This is a genomic window from Actinoallomurus spadix (assembly GCF_024055725.1).
In the GTDB taxonomy this organism is placed as follows: domain Bacteria; phylum Actinomycetota; class Actinomycetes; order Streptosporangiales; family Streptosporangiaceae; genus Actinoallomurus; species Actinoallomurus spadix.
On sequence record NZ_JAMXMX010000009.1, the window covers coordinates 98,760 to 117,148 of the forward strand.

An 18,389-nucleotide genomic window follows, 5' to 3' on the forward strand; every position below is an offset into this window, starting at 1 on the left:
GAATTTCGACCTACTTTGCTATCTTTTGTCCTCTCCAAACCATCGGGCAAGGCTCCGACCTGCCCGCACGCGGCCATCGAACCGGGATGATCAATGCCAGCGAGCCACCGCTCACATCGACGAAAGAAAGCCGGGAACGCCGCCCGCCTCGGCATCGCGGGCGCCGTCACCGGCGTCGTCGGGGTGGCCGCCCTCGCCGGAGCGATCTACGCCATCCGGACCCACGAGACCGACGGCCGGCCCGATCCGGGCACCGTCGCGGCGGCCAAGACGGACGCCGCCGCGGCCGGGACCTCCCACGGGCGGACCCTCGCCAAGCTCAAGGCCGGCCCGAAGCTCGACCTCACCACCCCGGACGGCTACACCTACGCGATCGCCGCGGTGGAGTCCGGCACCGCCGACAAGCCGCTTCCCGGGACACGCACACCGCCGCCGGACGGCGCGACCCTCGCCTACATCGACTACGTCATCACCAACACCGGCACCCGGCCCGCCCTGCTCGACTTCCCGGCCGACCTGTTCGTCAAGCGCTCCGCCCTGCCGGCGAGCGTCGCGGGCTCGGGCCGGTGCATGCCCCAGCCCGGCGCCCCCTCGGGCATGTGCACCCTGCCCGACACCACTCAGGTCATCGACACGCTCGGGTTCCCGGCACCCCGGTCCGAGGACGGCGACCAGTTCATCCCCGCCGGGGCGAGCTACCTGCTCCGGGTCGCCACCGACATGGGCGTGAACAAGGACGTGCGGCGGGACGACGTCGGACTGTACGTCTGGAACCCGCGCTTCGTCACCGACCGGCAGGCCGTCGAGGCCGAGTTCCCGCCGGCCAACGGTTCCTGACGGGGTCGCGCACTCATCGCGTCAGGCCGGGCGCACTCACCGCGTCAGGCCGGGCGCGCTCACCAGGCGTACGCCTCGGGCGCGGGCCTGGCCCCGTTGGGCGCGGGCGGCGGGAAGATCGCGTCCAGCTCGGCGAGCGTTCCGGCGTCGAGTGTGATCCGCAGGGCGCGCAGTGCGCCGTCGAGCTGCTCGGCCGTCCGCGGCCCGATGATCGGCCCGGTCACCCCGTCCTGCGCGAGCAGCCACGCGAGGCCGACGTGGGCCGGGTCCTCGCCGAGCTCGGCGCACAGCTTCTCGTACGCCTCGACGGAGTCCCGGTGCTCGTCGAACGCAGCGGCCCAGAGTCCCGACCCGCTGCGGACGGCGCTGCCCTCGCGCTGCTTGCGCAGGACGCCGCTGAGCACGCCGCCGTGCAGCGGCGAATACGGGATCAGACCGACCCCGTAGTGCCGGGCGGCGGGCAGCACCTCCAACTCGACCCAGCGGTTCATCAGGTTGTAGATCGACTGCTCGGAGACCAGGCCGAGGAAGTGCCGGGACCGCGCGGCCTCCTGTGCCTGCGCGAGGTGCCAGCCCGCGAAGTTGGACGAGCCGTAATAGAGGACCTTCCCCTGCTGGCGGAGGACGCTGAACGCCTCCCAGATCTCCTCCCACGGCGTGTCCCGGTCGATGTGGTGCATCTGGTACAGGTCGATGTGGTCGGTCTGCAGGCGTTTGAGTGAGGCGTCGACCGCGCGGCGGATGTGCAGCGCGGACAGGCCGCTCTCGTTGGGCCGGTCCCCCATCGGCAGGTACACCTTGGTGGCGAGGACGGTCCGGTCGCGCCGGCCGCCGCCCTGGGCGAACCACCGGCCGATGATCGCCTCGGTGCCGCCCTCACCCTGCTGCGCGCCGTACACGTCGGCCGTGTCGAAGAAGTTGATGCCATGGTCGTGCGCCCGGTCCATGATCGCGTGACTGTCCTCTTCGGACGTGCGCGATCCGAAATTCATGGTGCCGAGGACGAGCCGGGAGACGGAAAGGCCGCTGCGGCCCAGGCGGGTGTACTCCACGTTCTTCAGCCTTTCGAGAGAACCGGTAGTCGCGTCAAGCCGGACGCGATGAACGTACAACTCGCAACATAGATGATGCAAGTTGCAGTTCAACGGCCACAGTGGCGACCAGCATTGGGCAGGTCCACCCACGGGCGGTGAAGAAGCTGAGAGTTACGTGAGAAAGCGCCTGGTGACCGTCCGCGCCGGTTCTCCCAGGTCGGGGCGCCGGTAACGTCGGATCGTGCGCATTCTGGTCGTGGACGACGAACCCGCCGTCCGAGAGTCACTCGCCAGCAGTCTCGCCTTCGAGGACTACGAGGTGGAGACCGCGGTGGACGGGCTGGAGGCTCTGGAGAAGCTGGACGCCGTCAAACCCGACCTCGTCCTGCTCGACATCCTCATGCCCCGCCTCGACGGACTGACCACCTGCCGCCGGCTGCGCGCCCACGGGGAGACCGTGCCGGTCCTCATGCTCACCGCGCGGGACACCATCGGCGACCGGGTGACGGGCCTGGACTCCGGCGCCGACGACTACCTCGTCAAGCCGTTCGAGCTCGACGAACTGCTGGCCCGGGTCCGCGCGCTGCTCCGTCGCAGCGCGCTCGCCTCCCGGCCGGCGGAGGAGCCCGGAGACGTTCTGGAATACGCCGGCGTGCGGATGAACACGCTGACCCGAGAGGTCACCCGCGACGACCGCGCGCTCGGCCTGACCCGCACGGAGTACACCCTGCTGGAGATGTTCCTGGCACACCCGCGTCAGGTGCTCACCCGCGAGCAGATCCTCGAGACGGTGTGGGGCTTCGACTTCGAACCCGCCTCGAACTCCCTCGACGTCTACGTGATGTACCTGCGGCGCAAGATGGGCGAGCCCCGGCTCATCCACACCGTGCGCGGTGTCGGCTACGTCCTGCGCGAAGCATGATCACCCGGCTGTCGCTGCGGACCCGGCTCGCCGTGCTGACGAGCCTGGCGGTGGCCGTCGCGGTCGCGGCCTGCGCCATCGGCTGCTGGTTCATCGTCCGCCGCCAGCTCGTCGAGCAGCTCGACCAGTCGCTGTCGAGCCCGAAGGCCGGGTTCGGCGGCAGGCCGATGGGCGGCGGCAAGGGCGGTCCGCCGCCACCCCAGGACGCCGACCCCGTCGCCGACATCTGCGGGCAGCAGGCGCGCGGCGGCAACGAACGGTTCCGCGACTTCCTGCCCACCATGCAGGTCGTGCGGGCGGACGGCACCTCCTGCGACCCGAAGGACACCACCGATCCGCTCGTGCCGACGGCCGGGGACGTGGACGTCGCCAAGGGCCTGCGCGACCTCGTCCGCCGCGACGGCCGCACCAAGAGCGGCACCCCGATGCGGGTCTTCACCCACCGAGACCCGGTCACCGGGGTCGCGGTGTCGATCGCCAAGCCCCTCGACCCGGTCAACGAGAAGCTCGACAGCCTCGCCGTGCTCCTGGTCGTCGTCTCCGCCGTCGGGGTCGTCGGCGCGGCCACCGCCGGCCTGTTCATCGCCCGTGCCGCGCTGCGCCCCGTCCACCGGCTCACCGCCGCCGTCGAGCACATCGCCCGCACCGAGGACCTGGCCACGACCATCCCGGCCGACGGCCACGACGAGATCGCGCGGCTGAGCCGGTCGTTCAACAGCATGACCCGCGCCCTGGCCAGCGCGCGCGAACGCCAGCAGCAGCTGATCGTCGACGCGGGCCACGAGCTGCGCACCCCGCTGACCAGCCTGCGCACGAACGTCGACCTCATGCTGCGCAGCGAGGCGACCGGCCGGCCACTGCCCGCCGGGCACAAGCAAAAGCTCCTCGGCAACGTCAAGGCGCAGCTGGTCGAGCTCACCCACCTCGTCGGCGACCTGCTCGACCTGTCCCGGCCCCAGCCCGCCGCCGGCGCGCGCATCGAGGAGGACGTCGCCCTGCACGAGGCCGTCGGCAACGCCCTGCGCCGGGCGCGGCTGCGCGGCCCCGGCCTGCGCATCGACGCGGACGTCGCGCCCTGGTACGTACGCGGCGACGCGGCGTCCCTCGAACGGGCGGTGGTGAACCTCCTCGACAACGCCGTGAAGTTCAGCCCGCCGGACGGAACCGTCGCCGTGCGGCTGGCCGGCGGCGAGCTGACCGTACGCGACCATGGGCCGGGCATCCCGCCCGAGGACCTGCCGTACGTCTTCGACCGGTTCTGGCGTTCTCCGTCCGCCCGCGGCCTGCCCGGGTCAGGGCTGGGCCTGGCGATCGTCGCTCGTACCGTGGCGGACGCGGGCGGCGAGGTCCGCCTCGGGCCCGCCGAGGGCGGCGGCACGGTGGCGTGGCTCCGCCTGCCGGGGTCGGCCACGCCGCCACAGGGCGCGGAGCTGGGCCGCGACGAGTCGCGGGTCGGCGTCGTCGACGCAGGCGGCGGCGCCGGCGGCGAAGACACCGACGACCGGGGCTAGCGACGCGACGACCTTCAGCAACGCGCCGGGATGACCGGCCCCCACGCGGCGTACCCGCTCGCCGTCGGCGTGCCCGAGAACGACGCGTCCGGGTCGGCGACGCTCGCCGAGACCTCGATCGGCGCGGGCGTCAGCGCGGCGAGCCGTATTGCGGCCGATGAGAGACGGATGAGAGGGGGTTTCTCATCCCCGCTTCACAGACGGCTCAGGCGGCTCCCACGATGGGTGGCGACCTTGGTCCCCATGACCGAGCCGACGATCTCCGTGGCGCCCCCGAGGTCCGGGCCGGCGCACGGCTCAGCCGTGCGTTCCCGGCTCAGCCTCCTGGGGCGTCCCCCGGGGACGACCGAGGAAGACCCCCGCGACCCGCTCGTCGAGGTCGCCATTCCCGTCTACAACGAACAGCACGTCCTGGCGGCCAGCGTGCGCCGCCTGCACGCCTACCTTCGCACGACCTTCCCGTACCGCTTCGTGATCACGATCGCGGACAACGCCAGCACCGACGGCACCTGGAAGGTCGCGCAGCGGCTGGCGCTGGAGATCCCCGAGGTCGACGCGGTGCACCTGGACCGCAAGGGCCGCGGGCGGGCGCTCCGGCACGTGTGGAGCACCAGCGTCGCCGACGTGGTCGCCTACATGGACGTGGACCTGTCCACCGACCTGCACGCGTTCCTTCCGCTGATCGCGCCGCTGGTGTCCGGCCACAGCGACCTGGCGATCGGAACCCGGCTGTCGCGCGGCTCCGCCGTCGTCCGCGGGCCGAAGCGGGAGTTCATCTCCCGCACCTACAACCTGCTGCTGCGGACGGCGCTCGCCGCGCACTTCTCCGACGCCCAGTGCGGGTTCAAGGCCGGCCGCACCGAGATCGTGCGGGCCCTGCTGCCCGCCGTCGAGGACGAGGCCTGGTTCTTCGACACCGAGCTGCTGCTGCTCGCCGAGCGCAACGGCCTGCGCATCCACGAGGTGCCGGTGGACTGGGTCGACGACCCCGACAGCCGCGTCGACGTCGTCCGTACGGCGGTCGACGACCTGCGCGGCATGGCACGGGTGACCCGGCGCGTACTGTCCGGCGCCTTCCGCGTGCCGGTCCCGGCCCGCGCGCGGGAGGCCCGGCTGCCGACCGGGATGAAGCGGCAGCTACCGAGCTTCGCCGTCATCGGCGTGATCAGCACCGTCGCCCAGCTCGTGCTCTACGCGCTGCTGCGCCTCCTCATGCCGGTGGTCGCCGCGAACGTCGTGTCGTACTTCCTCGCCGCGATCGCCAACACCGCGGCGAACCGCCGGTTCACCTTCGGCGTCCGTGGCCGCCGGCGTGCCGTACGGCACCAGCTGGAGGGCGGCGTCGCCTTCCTCGTCGGCCTCGCCATCAGCACCGCCGGGCTGGCCGCCCTGAACGCCGCCTCCCCGGGCGCGTCCCGCCTCGCCGAGGTCGGCGCGCTGTTCGCCCTCAACCTGTTCGCCGCCGTCGTACGCTTCGTCCTGCTGCGCGCCTGGGTGTTCCACCCGCGCCGCGCCGCCGAGGGATCGGAGCCCGTCCTCCAGGAGCAGTCCCGTTGACCACCCAGCTGTCCGAACCCGTCGGCGCCTGGCAGGCGCCGCCCGAGAGCCGGCTCAGACGCCTCGCGCTCGGCCCCGCCGAAGACCCCCGCTGGACCCGGCCCGCGCTGTGGGCCGTCCTCGCGCTGGCCACCGCCCTGTACGCCTGGGGCCTGTCCGGAGGCGGTTACGCGAACGACTTCTACTCCGCCGCCGTCAAGAGCGGTACCCAGAGCTGGAAGGCGTTCTTCTTCGGCTCCCTGGACGCCGGGTCCTTCATCACGGTGGACAAGCCGCCGATGGCCCTGTGGGTCCAGGAGATCCCCGGCCGGATCATGGGCTTCGGCACGTGGAGCCTGCTGCTGCCCGAGGTCGTCATGGGCGTCGCGGCGATCGCCGTCGTGTACGCGACGGTCCGGCGGGCCTTCGGGCCGGTCGCGGGCGTCATCGCCGCGCTCGTCATGACGCTCACGCCGATCACCGTGGCGATCAACCGGGACAACAACCCCGACACGCTGCTCGTGCTGCTGCTGGCCCTGGCCGCGTGGGCGTGCCAGCGGGCGCTGGAGTCCGGGCGGCCGCGCTGGCTGCTCGCCTCGGCGTTCTTCGTCGGCTGCGGGTTCAACACCAAGATGCTGCAGGCGTACATCCTGCTGCCGGCGCTGGCTCTCACCTATCTGCTGTTCGCCCGCGGCGGCCTGGTCCGCCGGATCGGGCACCTGCTGGCCGCCGGAGTCGTCCTCGCGGTGTCGAGCCTCTGGTGGCTGGTGATCGTCGACCTGATCCCGGCGGGCAAGCGGCCCTATATCGGCGGCAGCACGGACGGCACCGCCTGGAACCTCGTCATCGGCTACAACGGCATCGGCCGCATCACCGGCAACGAGAGCGGCGGCCCGGGCGGTGGCCGTGGCGGGCCCGGGGGCGGCGGGGGCTTCTCCGGCACGTCGGGCCTCGGGCGGATGTTCAACGACGTCCTCGGCGGCCAGATCTCCTGGCTGCTGCCGATGGCCGCGATCGCGCTCGTGGCGGGCCTGGTCCTCTACTGGAGGCGGCCGCGCACCGACCCGGCGCGGGCGGCGCTGGTCATGTGGGGCGGCTGGCTGGCCCTGCACTTCGTGGTGTTCAGCTTCGCGAGCGGCATCATGCACCCCTACTACACGACGGCCATGGCCCCGGCGATCGCCGCCCTGACCGGCATCGGCGCGGTCGAGCTGACCCGCGCCCGCCGTCGCGGCGGCGCCTGGCCCTGGATCCTGCCCGTCGGCGTCGCGGTGACCGGCACCTGGGCCTTCGTCCTCCTGGGCCGTACCCCGGACTGGAACCCGTGGCTGGCCTGGGTGGTCGCGGGCCTCACCGTGGTCGCGGTGGTCGGCCTGCTGGCCACGCGTCTCGGCCCCGCCTCCCTCGCCCGCTTCGGCGTCCTGGCGGCCGGCGTCGGCCTCGTGGCCGGCCTCGCCGGGCCTGCGGCCTTCGCGGTCTCGGCCGCCGGCAGCCACGTGAACGGCAGCAACCCCACGGCCGGCCCCGGCTCCGGCGGCATGGGCTTCCCAGGCGGCATGCGCGGCGGGATGCCGGGCGGCGGCCGGCTGCCCGCCGCCATCAGGGAGCGGATCGAGGAGAACGGCGGATTCCGGGGCGGCTTCCCGGGCGGCGGCCTCCCCGGCGGTGGAGCGCCGGGCGGTGACGCGGCCGGCGGTGACGCGGCCGGCGGCCGCGCGCCGAGCGGCCCTGGCGGCCAGGGCGGTGGTCCCGGCATGGGTGGTGGTCCGGGCATGGGCGGACAGGTGAGCTCGCAGATGATCTCCTATCTGGAGAAGAACCAGGGCGGCGCGACCTGGCTCGTCGCGGTCGGTGACTCCCAGAGCGCGGCGTCGCTCATCCTGCAGACCGGCAAGCCCGTGATCTCCATGTTCGGCTTCGGCGGCAGCGACAAGGCGATGACGGCGCAGAGGCTCCAGGAGCTGGTCAAGGCCGGCAAGCTGCACTACGTGATGACCGGCGGCGGCTTCGGCGGCCGTGGCGGCCCCGACGGCGGCGGCAGCTCCGACGTGACCACCTGGGTCACCAAGAACTGCACCGCCGTGAAGGCCTCGGAGTACGGCGCCGCCACGACGCAGAGCAGCGGTTCCTCCCTCTACCGCTGCGGCTGACGGCCACCGCGGGCCCGGTGCCCTCCAGCACCGGGCCCGCGATTCGCGCCCCCGCCTGTCGCCGCTCAGCGACTACCGCTCGGCCATACGCCGGCTGGTGCGTTCGCGAGTCGGCTCGGGATGGAAAACTGAGGACGTTCCCTCAACCAGAACATGGGGTACCGGATGAGCGAATCGCCCGTCGAGGATGCATGGCTCAATGCACTCGCCGACGAAGCCGAGTCGGAGGGCACAGACGGCTCCGTCTCGATCGAAGAGATGCATGCCATGCTGGCGGCGCCACGAGCCTTGTGACCGCCCTACGGGTGCGGGGCCGAGTCGATCAAGGTTTCGACTCGGCCGGTCGGAATGGATCAGCCGCATCGACGCCGCCATTGACGCGCCGGCCCCGGCGAATCGGCCATCCATCCGTCAACCTCAGCGGCAAGGCGGCCCCGGCGGCGAAGCCGCCCCAAGAGGCCGGCACCGGGGCCTTGGCTCACTTGCGGAAGCCGATGTCGGTCCAGACCGGGTCGCTCAGGCCGAAGGCGCCCCAGTTGGCGAGAGACGACCGGACCGGGACGATCTGCGGGCGCTGGTAGAGCGGTAGCGAATGCATCTCCTGCCAGATCATCCGGTCCGCCGCGTTCGCCGCGCGCCGGGCCCGGACCGGGTCGAGTTCGCCGACGGCCTCGGCGAGCCTCCGGTCCAGCCGTGCGGTGCCGACGCGGGCGAGGTTCTGCAACACGGCACCGCCACGCGGCCGGGCGTACACCGACTCCAGGTTCGAGATCGGGTACGGCGTGCCGTGCCAGGTGAACGGGGCGAGGTCGAAGGCGCCCGGCACGAGGTACCGGTCGAAGAGGTCACCGTCGGGCACCGGATGGAGCAGCAGGCGAACCCCTACCCGGCGCAGCATCGCCTGGATAAGCTCTCCGCTCTGCCCGCTGACCGTCGCGCTCTCCGGATAGACGAAGCGCAGGGTCAGTGCCCGGCCGCCCTTCCGGCGTACGCCCCCTGCCTGGGACCAGCCCGCTTGGTCGAGCAGCCGGCCGGCCTCGGCCGGGTCGTAGGCTCCGGTTCCGCCGGCGTTGTCCTGGTAGCCGCGCTGGGTGTTGACGTACACGTGGTCGTTCATGACCTCGGCCCGTCCCGGCAGTCCGTGCAGGGCCGACCGGGCGACGGCCGGGCGGTCGATGGCGATCGCGACGGCCCGGCGCACGTCCGGGTCGGCCAGGATCGGACCGGCGCCGTTGAAGGTGAGCTGGGTGAAGTCCGGTCCGGCCGCCCGGCGCACCGTGATCCCGGCGGTCCTCTGGAGACGTGCGTACGCGGCGGGGTCCGGGCCGGCGTCGAAGCCGTCGATCTCACCGCCGAGCAGCGCGCCGGGCATGGCGTCGCGGGCGAGGTACCGAAAGACGATCCGGTCGAGCTTCGGGCGGGTCCCCCACCAGGCGGGATCGCGGGCGAGCGAGACGGTCTGGGCGGTCCGGTCGATCCGTTCGAGCCGGAACGGGCCCGCGGTGACGGGGAGCCGGTTAAGCCACGCGTGGTCCCAGCGGTCCGGCGTGCCGATGGTCTTGGCCGGATACAGCGGACTGAACAGCTCGGGCCACTCGCCGAACGGCCGGGCGAACGTGACGACGACCTGCCGGTCCCCGGTGCCGCGCCGGACGCTGCGGATGCGGTCGTACCCGGTGGACGCGGCGATCGCGTACGCGGGGTTCCGGCCCCGGGCCGCCCGCCAGAGGGCCTGGAAGTCGTGGTACCCGATCGGCGTGCCGTCGGACCAGCGGGCCCGCGGATCGATGTCGTACACGACGACCTGGCGCGGTCTGGTGCGGGCGAGCCTGACGCGGGCGAGGTAGTCCGGGTTCGGCCGCACCGATCCGGTGGCGTCGGCGCGGAACAGCCAGGGCATCGTCGTGCGCAGGACCGCGACGGCGTCGAGGTTCGGCCCGCCGAGGTGCCAGTAGTTCCACTGGGTGCGGAACTCCCCGGCCGCGAGCCGCAGCGTTCCGCCGTCCCGGACCGTGGCGCGCGGCGCGGGGCCGATGTCGTACGACACGAGGGCGGACGGCGTGCCGGGCGGGGTGCCGCCACAGCCGACTGAGACGCTCACGATGAGCGCGCTCAGCACGGCTTTCACCAGAGTCATTAGCGCTCCCGGGGCGATGGGCGGCCCGGCAGGCCGGCACCGGCCAGGTCGACGGCGAGCAGGACGAGGACCAGCAGGAGCACCGGGGGCAGGAACAGCCACGGGAAGACCGTCGCGGCGGGGGCCCCGTCGGCGATGAGCGTGCCGAGTGAGACGTCGGGCGGGCGGACGCCGAAGCCGAAGTAGGACAGGCCGGACTCCGCGACGATGGCCGCGCCGGTGTTCAGGGTGGCGTCGGCGAGCAGCAGCGGCGCCAGACTCGGCAGGACATGCCGCCGGATGATCGCCCAGGCGGGGGCGCCCAGTTGGCGTGCCGCCAGGACGTACCCCTCCTCGCGCAGGGAGCGCGTCGCGACCCGGACCGCCCGTGCGGTGACCGGCCACAGGAGGACGGTGAGCAGGAGGGCGGTCCCCGCCGTGCCGGTGATCTTCTGTGACGCCACCGCGGCGATCAGGAACGGCGGGAGGATCAGGAGCAGGTCGGTGACCGACCGCAGGAGGCGGTCCGCCCACCCGCCGAGGTGGCCCGCCGCCGCGCCGGTCACGGCCGCCAGGCCCGTCGCCCCGGACGCCACGAGCAGGCCGACCGCGAGGGACCGGCGCAGAGCCCGTAGCGTGATCGCGTACATGTCGCGGCCGGCCGGGGTCGTGCCGAGCCAGTGGCGCGGCGACGGCGGATCGCCGAACGCGGTGACGTCGACGCCCGCCCAGTTCCATCGGGTGAGGTACGGGCCGAGGCAGGCGGCCGCGCCGAGCACGGCGAGCAGCGCCAGACCCGCGGGCCGCCGTCCGCGGCTCACGTACGGGCCCGCGGGTCGAGCGCCGTGACGACCAGGTCGGACAGCAGGCCCGCGGCGACGACCACGACGGCGGCGAAGCAGCAGTACGCGGCGACCGCGTTGACGTCGCCGCGGTGGATGGAGTCGATCAGCCACTCGCCCATCCCGTGCCAGCCGAACACCTTCTCGGCGCAGGCCGCGCCGGCGAGGAGGGTCGCGCACCCGTACGCCGAGAGCGGGACCACCGGGATCACCGCGACGCGCAGCGCGTGCCGGATCAGCGCCCGGCGGCGTGTCAGGCCCTTGGCGACGGCGGCTCGTACGAAGGTGGCGCCGGCCGTGTCGCGCAGGGTGCCGCGAAGGTAGTGGGTGAGGACGGCCGCCCGGCCGAGGGCGAGGGTCAGCGCCGGCAGCAGGAGGTGACGCACGCGCTCGGTGATCGCGTTCAGGGATCCGTCCGCCCGGCCGGGGGTGTACTCCCCGGTCCAGGCGAGAATCCTCGTTCCGGTCAGGGATTCGACCGACTGCGCCGCGACCTCGGCCACGGTGGCCAGGACCACCATGGGGACGGCGAGGACCGTGAGGCCGCCGGCCGCGATGAGGCGGTCGAGGAGCACGGACCGGCGTGCCACGGCGGCGAGCCCGAGCACGACTCCAAGGGCGTCGCCCAGCAGCATGCCGGCCAGGAGCAGGCGGAGGCTCACGCCGGCCCGCCGGCCCATCTCCTCCGCCGCGGGGGTGTCGTCCAGGGTGCGGCCGAAGTCGCCGCGTACGACGCCGGACGCCCAGGTGAGGTAGCGCGCGCTCAGCGGTTCCCGGTCGTCGGCGTTCAGCCGGGCGAGCCGGGCCTCGATCGCGGCGCGGGGCGGTCGTGGATCGCGCGCCTCGAGCTCCGCCCGCGGATCGAGGGCCACGGCGGCGAGGAGGTAGGCGAGACTGACCGCGACGGCGAGGAGGAACACCTGACCGGCCGGCCCGCGCAGCAGGACGCCCGCCAACGCACACCTCCTCCGCGCATGCCGGATCGAGTCGACCACGTGACGTTATCGACCGGTCACCGTTCGCGCAGAGGATCGGCGAGATGTCCGCGACGCCGGATCCGGGAGGAGTGTCACCGAAGCGGCGGGGCGGCGACCCGCTCCGCCGCCGCCTCAGCTCCTACGGTCGCCGTCGTGTGACGCGGCGGCGCACCCCACCGCGATGCGGTCACCGCCGTTCGCAGTGCCGCGAGCGGGCCCACGCCAGGTCGCGACCTCGACACACGCACCGCCGTTGCCGCTGCTCCGCGTCGACTTGCGCCAGTTCATTTCCATTCTTCGGCCACTTTCTTGATCAGGTTGAGTGATGCCTGACGCGGGAGCGCCTCGGCGCGAAGCGACTCCCACATCCGTTTCACGATCGCCAGGTCGTCCGCGCTCTCCGCCACCTGGCCGTAGAGCGCGGTGTCGAGGTAGACGAACTCATCGCCGTCCATGGTCGCGATGACGAAGGGACCGGCCAGGCCGGCGTACGCGCCGGTGTCCCTCGGGATCACCTGCACGACGATGTCCGAACGCGCCTCGCACAGCGCGGCCAGGTGCAGGAGCTGATCCCGCATGACCCTCGGCCCGCCGATGGCCCGGTGGAGGACCCCCTCGTCGACCACCGCAACGAACATCGGCGCCTCGTCGCGTTCGAGGATCTGCTGCCGCTCGACCCGGGTGCGCACCTGCGCCTCGATGTCCTGCGAGGCGGGCTGGCCGCTCTTCTCGAACACCGCGCGCGCGTAGTCCGGCGTTTGCAGCAGCCCCGGGACGAGGAGCGCCTCGAACCAGTTCAGGGCCGTCGCCTGCTCTTCGATGATCCGCCACCGGTCGAGCCAGTCCGGGATCAACTCGCGTTCGACGAGCTCCTTCAGCAGCCGCCGGAGCGCTCCACCGGTCTCCAGAGCGTCATCGCAGCGCTTGACGAAGTCGACCTTCGGTTTGCGCCGCGCGGTCTCGACCATCCCGACGGCGGACTCCGAGTAATTGATCGCCTTGGCCAGCTGCAGTTGACTCATCTTCCGATACTCACGCCATGACCGTAACTCAGCGGCGAAGTACTCCAGCCAGGTACGACCGTCATTGAACCTCACAGCTCCCTCACAACCGTTTCACAGATCGGGCTCACACGCTCACGGTAACGGGTTCTTCGTTTCGAGAGTACGTCCCGCCAGGTAGACGTGGGAGGTAAATCGCGCACCGTCAGGAAGCCATAAGAGATGCGAACTTCACCGCGTTCGAGCTGCATGCTGATCGCCGCCCTCCCGACCGCCGCGGGCCGGGCCCGCGCCTATACACGCTCGGCCCTTCACGACTGGCGGCTCGACGTGCTGATCGACACCGCCGAGCTGCTGGTCAGCGAGCTGGTGACGAACGCGATGAAGGCGACGGGAGCCGTGACCTGCCCGGTTCGCGCCGGCCGGCGGGACAAGGAGCAGCCGATCTATCTCTGCCTTTCGGCATTCACCGAAAGCCTGCTGATCGAGGTCTGGGACACAAGTGACGATCCGCCGCTTCGGCGAACCGCGTCGGACGACGACGAGAACGGCCGCGGACTGCTCCTCGTTCAGACCCTCTCAAAGAACTGGGGATATGAATCATTACACTCGGGTGGAAAAATCGTATGGTGCGAGTGCCCGATCCTCGAGTGAGCCCACAGAAAGGGCATACGCGAATCAGTCAGCAAATGTCCTGACTTGGGCGGACGTTTCGAACGGCGGGCACGCGGAATGAGTGCGGCCGGGGAGTGCCCCGCAGTGGGCATTCCCCGGCCGCTCGTCACGCGGGCCGCGCCTCAGTCGAGGAGGAAGGCGGCGACCTCGGCGCGCTGGTCGCGGGCGGGGCCGTCGAAGGCCGCCAGCCACTGGGCGCGCTTGTAGTAGCGGTGCAGCACGTGCTCCCAGGTGAAGCCGATTCCGCCGTGCCCCTGGATCGCGTTCTCGCAGGCGAAGACCGCCGCCTCGCCCGCGTGGGCCTTGGCGGCGAGGCATGCCTGGCGCGCCATCGGGTCGTCCTCGGCGACGCACCAGGCGGCCCAGTAGGCCAGCGAACGCGCCTCCTGGAGCCGTACGTAGACGTCCGACGCCTTGTGCGACACGGCCTGGTAGACGCCGATCGGCTTGCCGAACTGCTCGCGCTCCTTGGCGTAGGCGACGAGCAGGTCCAGCGCGCGCTGCGCCACGCCGACCGCCTCCAGAGCGACCGCGGCGTACGCGCGGTCCCGGATCCGGCCGAGCAGGGCGGCGGCCGCCTCCCCGGTCACCAGCGGACGCGCCGGCGCGCCCTCGAACCGGACGCTCGCCAGGCGCCGCGTGCCGTCCAGCCCGCCGTGCGCCGTGACGACGGCGTCGGAGGCGTTCACGGCGTACAGCCCGTCGGCGGCCGTCACGACGAACAGGTCGACCGCCGCGCCGTCCGGGACGAGGACCTTCTGGCCCGTGAGCCGCCCGTCGGAGACCGACGCGCCGGCCGGGTCCAGCAGGCCCTGGCGCATGCCCGGCTCCGCCCAGGCGAGAGTCGCCGTCAGCCGGCCGTCCGCCACCTGCTCGGCCGTCTCGTCGTCCAGGGCGGGCGCGGCCAGGACGGTCGTGGAGAAGTACGGCGCGGCGAGTGGCCGGTGGCCGGTCTCCTCCAGCAGCACGGCCTGGTCGAGGAAGGTGAGCTCGGCGTCGAGCCAGCCCAGCTCGGCGAGCTTCGGCCAGACTTCGGCGTCGACACCGGTCTCGGAATCGGCGAGCTCCGCGAGGCGGACGTCGTCATACCGGTCGGCGAGGAACTCGCGAGCGAAGCCCCGCAGCTGCTCCTGCTCTTCGGAGAACGCGAAGTCCATGGTCAACGTCCCTTCGGCAGGCCGAGGACGCGCTCGGCGATGATGTTGCGGAGGATCTCCGAGGTGCCGGCCTCGATCGTGTTGCCCCGGGACCGCAGCTGCCAGTACTGCCAGAACCCGTTCCACGGCGCGTCCTCACCCGTCACCTGGGCGTGCAGGCCGTACACCGACTGGGCGAGCGAGGTGAGGCGCTGGTTGGCCTCGCTCCAGGCGAGCTTGACGCCCGAGCCCTCCGGGCCGGGGATGCCGGTCTCCAGCAGCGTGGTCAGGGCCCGGTAGTTGGTGAAGCGCAGCGACTGCATCTCGATCCACTCGCGGGCGACGGCGTCGCGGATCAGCGGGTCGTCGGCGGGCCGGCGGCCGTCCGGCCCCTCTTCCCGTACGAGGTCGACCAGGTGGTTCACCATGCGCTCGAGCTCGGCGGACAGCGCGAAGCCCAGCGTGCCGCGCTCGTGCAGCAGGGTGGTCATGGCGACCTTCCAGCCGTCACCGGGGCGGCCGAGGATCGACTCGCGCGGCACCCGCACGTCGTCGAAGAAGATCTCGTTGAACTCCGGGTCGCCGGTGATCTGGCGCAGCGGGCGCACGGTCACCCCGGGCGCGTGCATGTCGACGATGAGGTAGGACAGACCGGCGTGCTTGGGCGCGTCCGGGTCGGTCCGGACGACGAGGATGCACCAGTCGGCCTTGTGCGCGTAGGACGACCAGACCTTCTGCCCGTTCACCACCCAGTGGTCGCCGTCGAGGACGGCGCTCGTACGGCCGGCGGCCAGGTCCGAGCCGGAACCGGGCTCGGAGAACCCCTGGCACCAGATCTCCTCGCCGGACAGCAGCGGCTTGAGGTACCGCTGCTTCTGCTCGTCGGTGCCCCAGGCGATGATCGTGGGACCGGCCATGTTCAGGCCGATGACCCCCGGGTGATTGGGCGCGTCGGCGCGGGACGCCTCCTCCAGATAGATCGCCTGGTACGTCGGGGACAGGCCCCGCCCGCCGTACTCCTCCGGCCAGGTGATCCCGACATAGCCGGCGTCGTAGAGCCGCCCGCCCCACGCGCGCAGCGCCTCGAAGTCGCCGCGGCCTCCCTCGACCGCGCGCTGCGGCGCGTTCTCCTGCAGCCACGAGCGGAGCTCCGCGCGGAACGCGGCCTCCTCGGGTGTGTCGCGAAAGTCCACGCTGCCTCCTACAGGCCGATCGCCCGGCAGTAGAGCCGGGTGAGCTGTTCGACGTCGCCGTCGTCGTGGGGACGGCCGAGGACGTACCAGGTGTACGCCGTCCGGCCGATCATCGTCGCGAGCGCGACCGCCGCCGTGCGCGGGTCGACGTCGCCGGGAACGACCCCGGCCCGCTGCCACTCGCGGATGGCGCGCTCCTGACGGTCGTAGAAGACCCCCCAGGCCCGCAGATAGGTCTCGCGCATCGCGGGCGAGAACGTCGCGACCTGCTCGAACACCGCCATCAGCGGAGCGTTCTCCCGGTACGCGCGGAGGTAGGCGCGGTTGGCGCTCGCGATGCGCGCGGCCGGGCCGTCCCCGTTGAGGGGCTCGGCCCGCATCACGGCGAGCAGGCCGGCCAGCATCTCGTCGATCAGCTCGGCGAAGATCGCGTCCTTGTCGGCGAAGTGGGTGTAGAAGCTGCCGTACGCGACGCCGGCCCGCTCACAGATCTCACTGATCTTGGCGTCGAGAAAACCGCGCTCCTCGAACACCTGCCGGGCGGCGGTCAGCAACGCCGCCCGGGTGCGCTCGGCCCGAGCCTGGCGCTTCACGGGGGTCATGGCGGCCATCGTAACCGAAACCGATTCGGCAATCGACGAATCGCCTTTTCCCCTTCATCGCCGCTCGGGCACCGGCGTCCCCGGTGCGGACACATCGCTTCGGGCGACGTCGTGGAGACCGGCCCGCCGAGCCCGCGAAGCGCCCAGGCCGAGCAGCAACAACCCGATCCCGGCCCACGCGATCAGGACGATGAGCGGCCCGCCCGCCCGCGCGCCGTCGAAGAACGCGACCGAGCGCAGCAGCGTGCCGCCCGCTCCCGCCGGCATTCCCTGGCCGATCGATCCCCACGGCCGGGGCAGCAGCTCCGGAGCCGAGGTCACGCCCGACAACGGGTTGGCCAGGAGCATCATCACGGCTCCGCCGACGCCGAGCCCGCGCCCGCCGATGGCCGCCCCCAGGCCGACGACGGTGCCGGACACGGCGAGCACGGTCAGGCCGAGGACCCCCGCGATGGCGAGATACGCCCCGGGCACGATCGACAGCCAGCCGCCGACGATGACGGCCGTGACGGCTCCGCCACCGGCGGCGAACAGCAACAGCCCGGCCGGCCGCTCCCACGCCGCCCCGATCAAAAGCGTGAGGAGGACGCCGCCCACGAGGCTCGACATGACCAGTGGCAGCACGAGTGCCCCGAAGGCGGCGCCGCGCGGATCGTCGGCGTCCGCCGGCACGACATCCTGTGGGGCCTGCACTGGCCGCCCGGACATCCGCTGCGACAGTTGCGTCAGCAACTGGGCCACCGCCGGGCTCGCGGCCGACGCGACGAGCACGCGCGGACCGGCCGGGCCGGCGACGATCGCGCCGTACGCCTCGCGGTCGGCGAGGGCCCGGCGGGCGGCCGCCTCGTCCGGCCGCCGCCGTACCTCGAACGCCCCATGCCGCTCGGCGTCGAGCCGCCGCGCGACCGCGGCGGCCGCAGGTCCGGGACCCGCGACGACGATCGGGACGTGCCGGGGCGCGACACGCGCGGCAGGCCACGTGAACGCCGTCACCATGACGGCCTGCACGCCCACCGCCAGCAGGGCCAGCAACACCGTACGGAGCTGGATCCTCATCGACCACTCCAAAAAAGCGAATGTCCGTTCTCTTTCATGTCACGCTGGCACCGGCGCTCTGGATTGTCAAGAACGAGCGTTCGTTTTATTGTGAGCCTCATGCCCAAGGTCAGCGAGGAGCACCTCGAACAGCGTCGGCGGCAGATCCTTGACGCCGCTCGGCGGTGCTTCGACCGCAAGGGGTTCCACCAGACGTCCATGCAGGACGTCTTCACGGAGTCGGGGCTGTCGGCCGGTGCCGTCTACCGCTACTTCAGGAGCAAAGAGGACATCGTCCGCGCCATCGGGGTGGAGAACCAGCGCATCGTCACCGGACTGTTGGAGGAGATGCTCAACGAGGACACCCTCCCCAAACTGGAGGACGTGATCGGCCGGTTCGCCGAGCGCGTCGAGTCCCTGCTCGGGAGCGACGGCCCGCTCCGGCTCGCCCCCGCCGGCTGGGTGGAGGCGATGTACAACCCGGCGCTCGGACCGACCGTCCGGGACCTGTTCACCGACACCCGCACCTGGTGGACCAAACTCGCCGAGCGGATGCGCGACGTGGGCCGCCTGCCCGCCGACGCCGACCCCCGGGCCGTCGGCGCCACCCTGTTCTGCCTCGTGCCCGGCTTCGTCATCCAGAGGCTCCTCCTCCAGGACGTCGACGCCGCCACCCTCCGCGCCGGAATCCGCGCCCTGACCAACTGACGAGCCCCTCCCCGACTGGACCACCAAGATTTCCGCTGACCCGCCCACCCCGCCGCCGCCCCTGCCACATCACCGTCTGAACATAGGCGAGGTGACGCTCTCAGGCATGCCCCG

Annotated in this window: 18 protein-coding genes; 8 read left to right on the forward strand and 10 right to left on the reverse strand. The window is 72.2% G+C overall.

Translation table 11 applies throughout. The features are described from left to right. Positions 1-93 precede the first annotated feature (93 nt). On the forward strand, positions 94-837 hold the full coding sequence (locus tag NE235_RS15585) for a hypothetical protein (RefSeq protein WP_252803354.1): 744 nt from the start codon (positions 94-96) through the stop codon (positions 835-837). Between the two features lie 59 nt (positions 838-896). Here the strand turns inward: NE235_RS15585 and NE235_RS15590 are convergent, their stop codons facing one another. Then, positions 897-1,889 carry an aldo/keto reductase gene (locus tag NE235_RS15590; protein WP_252803355.1) on the reverse strand — a complete coding sequence of 331 codons (993 nt, stop codon included), beginning with the start codon at positions 1,887-1,889 and terminating at the stop codon, positions 897-899. A 229-nt stretch (positions 1,890-2,118) separates the two neighbouring features. On the opposite strand from NE235_RS15590, the gene NE235_RS15595 reads away from it, so the two are divergent. The 5 genes from NE235_RS15595 to NE235_RS37395 all read left to right on the forward strand — a co-directional run bounded on the left by NE235_RS15595 (position 2,119) and on the right by NE235_RS37395 (position 8,284). Further along, positions 2,119-2,793, forward strand: a complete 675-nt coding sequence (locus tag NE235_RS15595) for a response regulator transcription factor (protein WP_425542471.1) — start codon at positions 2,119-2,121, stop codon at positions 2,791-2,793. Further along, positions 2,790-4,304 carry a HAMP domain-containing sensor histidine kinase gene (locus NE235_RS15600; protein ID WP_252803357.1) on the forward strand — a complete coding sequence of 505 codons (1,515 nt, stop codon included), beginning with the start codon at positions 2,790-2,792 and terminating at the stop codon, positions 4,302-4,304. The genes NE235_RS15595 and NE235_RS15600 overlap by 4 nt, the downstream gene beginning before the upstream one ends. Before the next feature lie 243 nt (positions 4,305-4,547). After that, on the forward strand, positions 4,548-5,861 hold the full coding sequence (locus NE235_RS15605) for a bifunctional glycosyltransferase family 2/GtrA family protein (RefSeq protein WP_252803359.1): 1,314 nt from the start codon (positions 4,548-4,550) through the stop codon (positions 5,859-5,861). Further along, positions 5,858-7,990 carry an ArnT family glycosyltransferase gene (locus tag NE235_RS15610; RefSeq protein ID WP_252803362.1) on the forward strand — a complete coding sequence of 711 codons (2,133 nt, stop codon included), beginning with the start codon at positions 5,858-5,860 and terminating at the stop codon, positions 7,988-7,990. Before NE235_RS15605 ends, NE235_RS15610 begins: the two co-directional genes overlap by 4 nt. Positions 7,991-8,155: 165 nt before the next feature. Then, positions 8,156-8,284 (forward strand): hypothetical protein, encoded by a 129-nt coding sequence (locus NE235_RS37395; RefSeq protein ID WP_289848697.1) that lies wholly within the window; start codon positions 8,156-8,158, stop codon positions 8,282-8,284. 184 nt (positions 8,285-8,468) lie between these two features. On the opposite strand, the gene NE235_RS15615 is transcribed toward NE235_RS37395, so the two are convergent. From NE235_RS15615 to NE235_RS15630, 5 genes are all read right to left on the reverse strand, one after another. Continuing rightward, positions 8,469-10,127: an ABC transporter family substrate-binding protein gene (locus tag NE235_RS15615; RefSeq protein ID WP_252803364.1), complete on the reverse strand. Its 1,659-nt coding sequence runs from the start codon at positions 10,125-10,127 to the stop codon at positions 8,469-8,471. Then, positions 10,127-10,927 (reverse strand): ABC transporter permease, encoded by an 801-nt coding sequence (locus NE235_RS15620; RefSeq protein ID WP_252803366.1) that lies wholly within the window; start codon positions 10,925-10,927, stop codon positions 10,127-10,129. The genes NE235_RS15615 and NE235_RS15620 overlap by 1 nt, the downstream gene beginning before the upstream one ends. Then, entirely contained in the window at positions 10,924-11,904 is a 981-nt protein-coding gene (locus NE235_RS15625; RefSeq protein ID WP_252803367.1) for an ABC transporter permease, read from the reverse strand. Before NE235_RS15625 ends, NE235_RS15620 begins: the two co-directional genes overlap by 4 nt. 153 nt (positions 11,905-12,057) lie before the next feature. Next, positions 12,058-12,219 (reverse strand): DUF397 domain-containing protein, encoded by a 162-nt coding sequence (locus NE235_RS38690; protein ID WP_406567583.1) that lies wholly within the window; start codon positions 12,217-12,219, stop codon positions 12,058-12,060. Further along, the gene (locus NE235_RS15630; protein WP_308206085.1) at positions 12,210-13,022 is read right to left on the reverse strand and encodes a helix-turn-helix domain-containing protein; all 813 of its coding nucleotides are present in this window, start codon (positions 13,020-13,022) and stop codon (positions 12,210-12,212) included. Before NE235_RS15630 ends, NE235_RS38690 begins: the two co-directional genes overlap by 10 nt. A gap of 153 nt (positions 13,023-13,175) precedes the next feature. Here NE235_RS15630 and NE235_RS15635 point away from each other — a divergent pair, with 153 nt between their 5' ends. Next, positions 13,176-13,580 (forward strand): ATP-binding protein, encoded by a 405-nt coding sequence (locus NE235_RS15635; protein ID WP_252803371.1) that lies wholly within the window; start codon positions 13,176-13,178, stop codon positions 13,578-13,580. 143 nt (positions 13,581-13,723) lie between these two features. Here the strand turns inward: NE235_RS15635 and NE235_RS15640 are convergent, their stop codons facing one another. Genes NE235_RS15640 through NE235_RS15655 form a run of 4 tightly spaced genes read right to left on the reverse strand, consistent with a single transcriptional unit; the run spans position 13,724 to position 17,588 of the window. Beyond that, the gene (locus tag NE235_RS15640; protein WP_252803373.1) at positions 13,724-14,758 is read right to left on the reverse strand and encodes an acyl-CoA dehydrogenase family protein; all 1,035 of its coding nucleotides are present in this window, start codon (positions 14,756-14,758) and stop codon (positions 13,724-13,726) included. Between the two features lie 2 nt (positions 14,759-14,760). Next, entirely contained in the window at positions 14,761-15,930 is a 1,170-nt protein-coding gene (locus tag NE235_RS15645; protein ID WP_252803375.1) for an acyl-CoA dehydrogenase family protein, read from the reverse strand. Positions 15,931-15,938: 8 nt separating this feature from the next. Further along, a complete protein-coding gene (locus NE235_RS15650; RefSeq protein WP_252803377.1) occupies positions 15,939-16,532 on the reverse strand; it encodes a TetR/AcrR family transcriptional regulator in 594 nt (197 codons plus the stop codon). Between the two features lie 54 nt (positions 16,533-16,586). Beyond that, entirely contained in the window at positions 16,587-17,588 is a 1,002-nt protein-coding gene (locus NE235_RS15655; protein ID WP_252803379.1) for a hypothetical protein, read from the reverse strand. A 99-nt stretch (positions 17,589-17,687) separates the two neighbouring features. Here NE235_RS15655 and NE235_RS15660 point away from each other — a divergent pair, with 99 nt between their 5' ends. Further along, positions 17,688-18,275 (forward strand): TetR/AcrR family transcriptional regulator, encoded by a 588-nt coding sequence (locus tag NE235_RS15660; protein WP_252803381.1) that lies wholly within the window; start codon positions 17,688-17,690, stop codon positions 18,273-18,275. Positions 18,276-18,389: the final 114 nt, after the last annotated feature.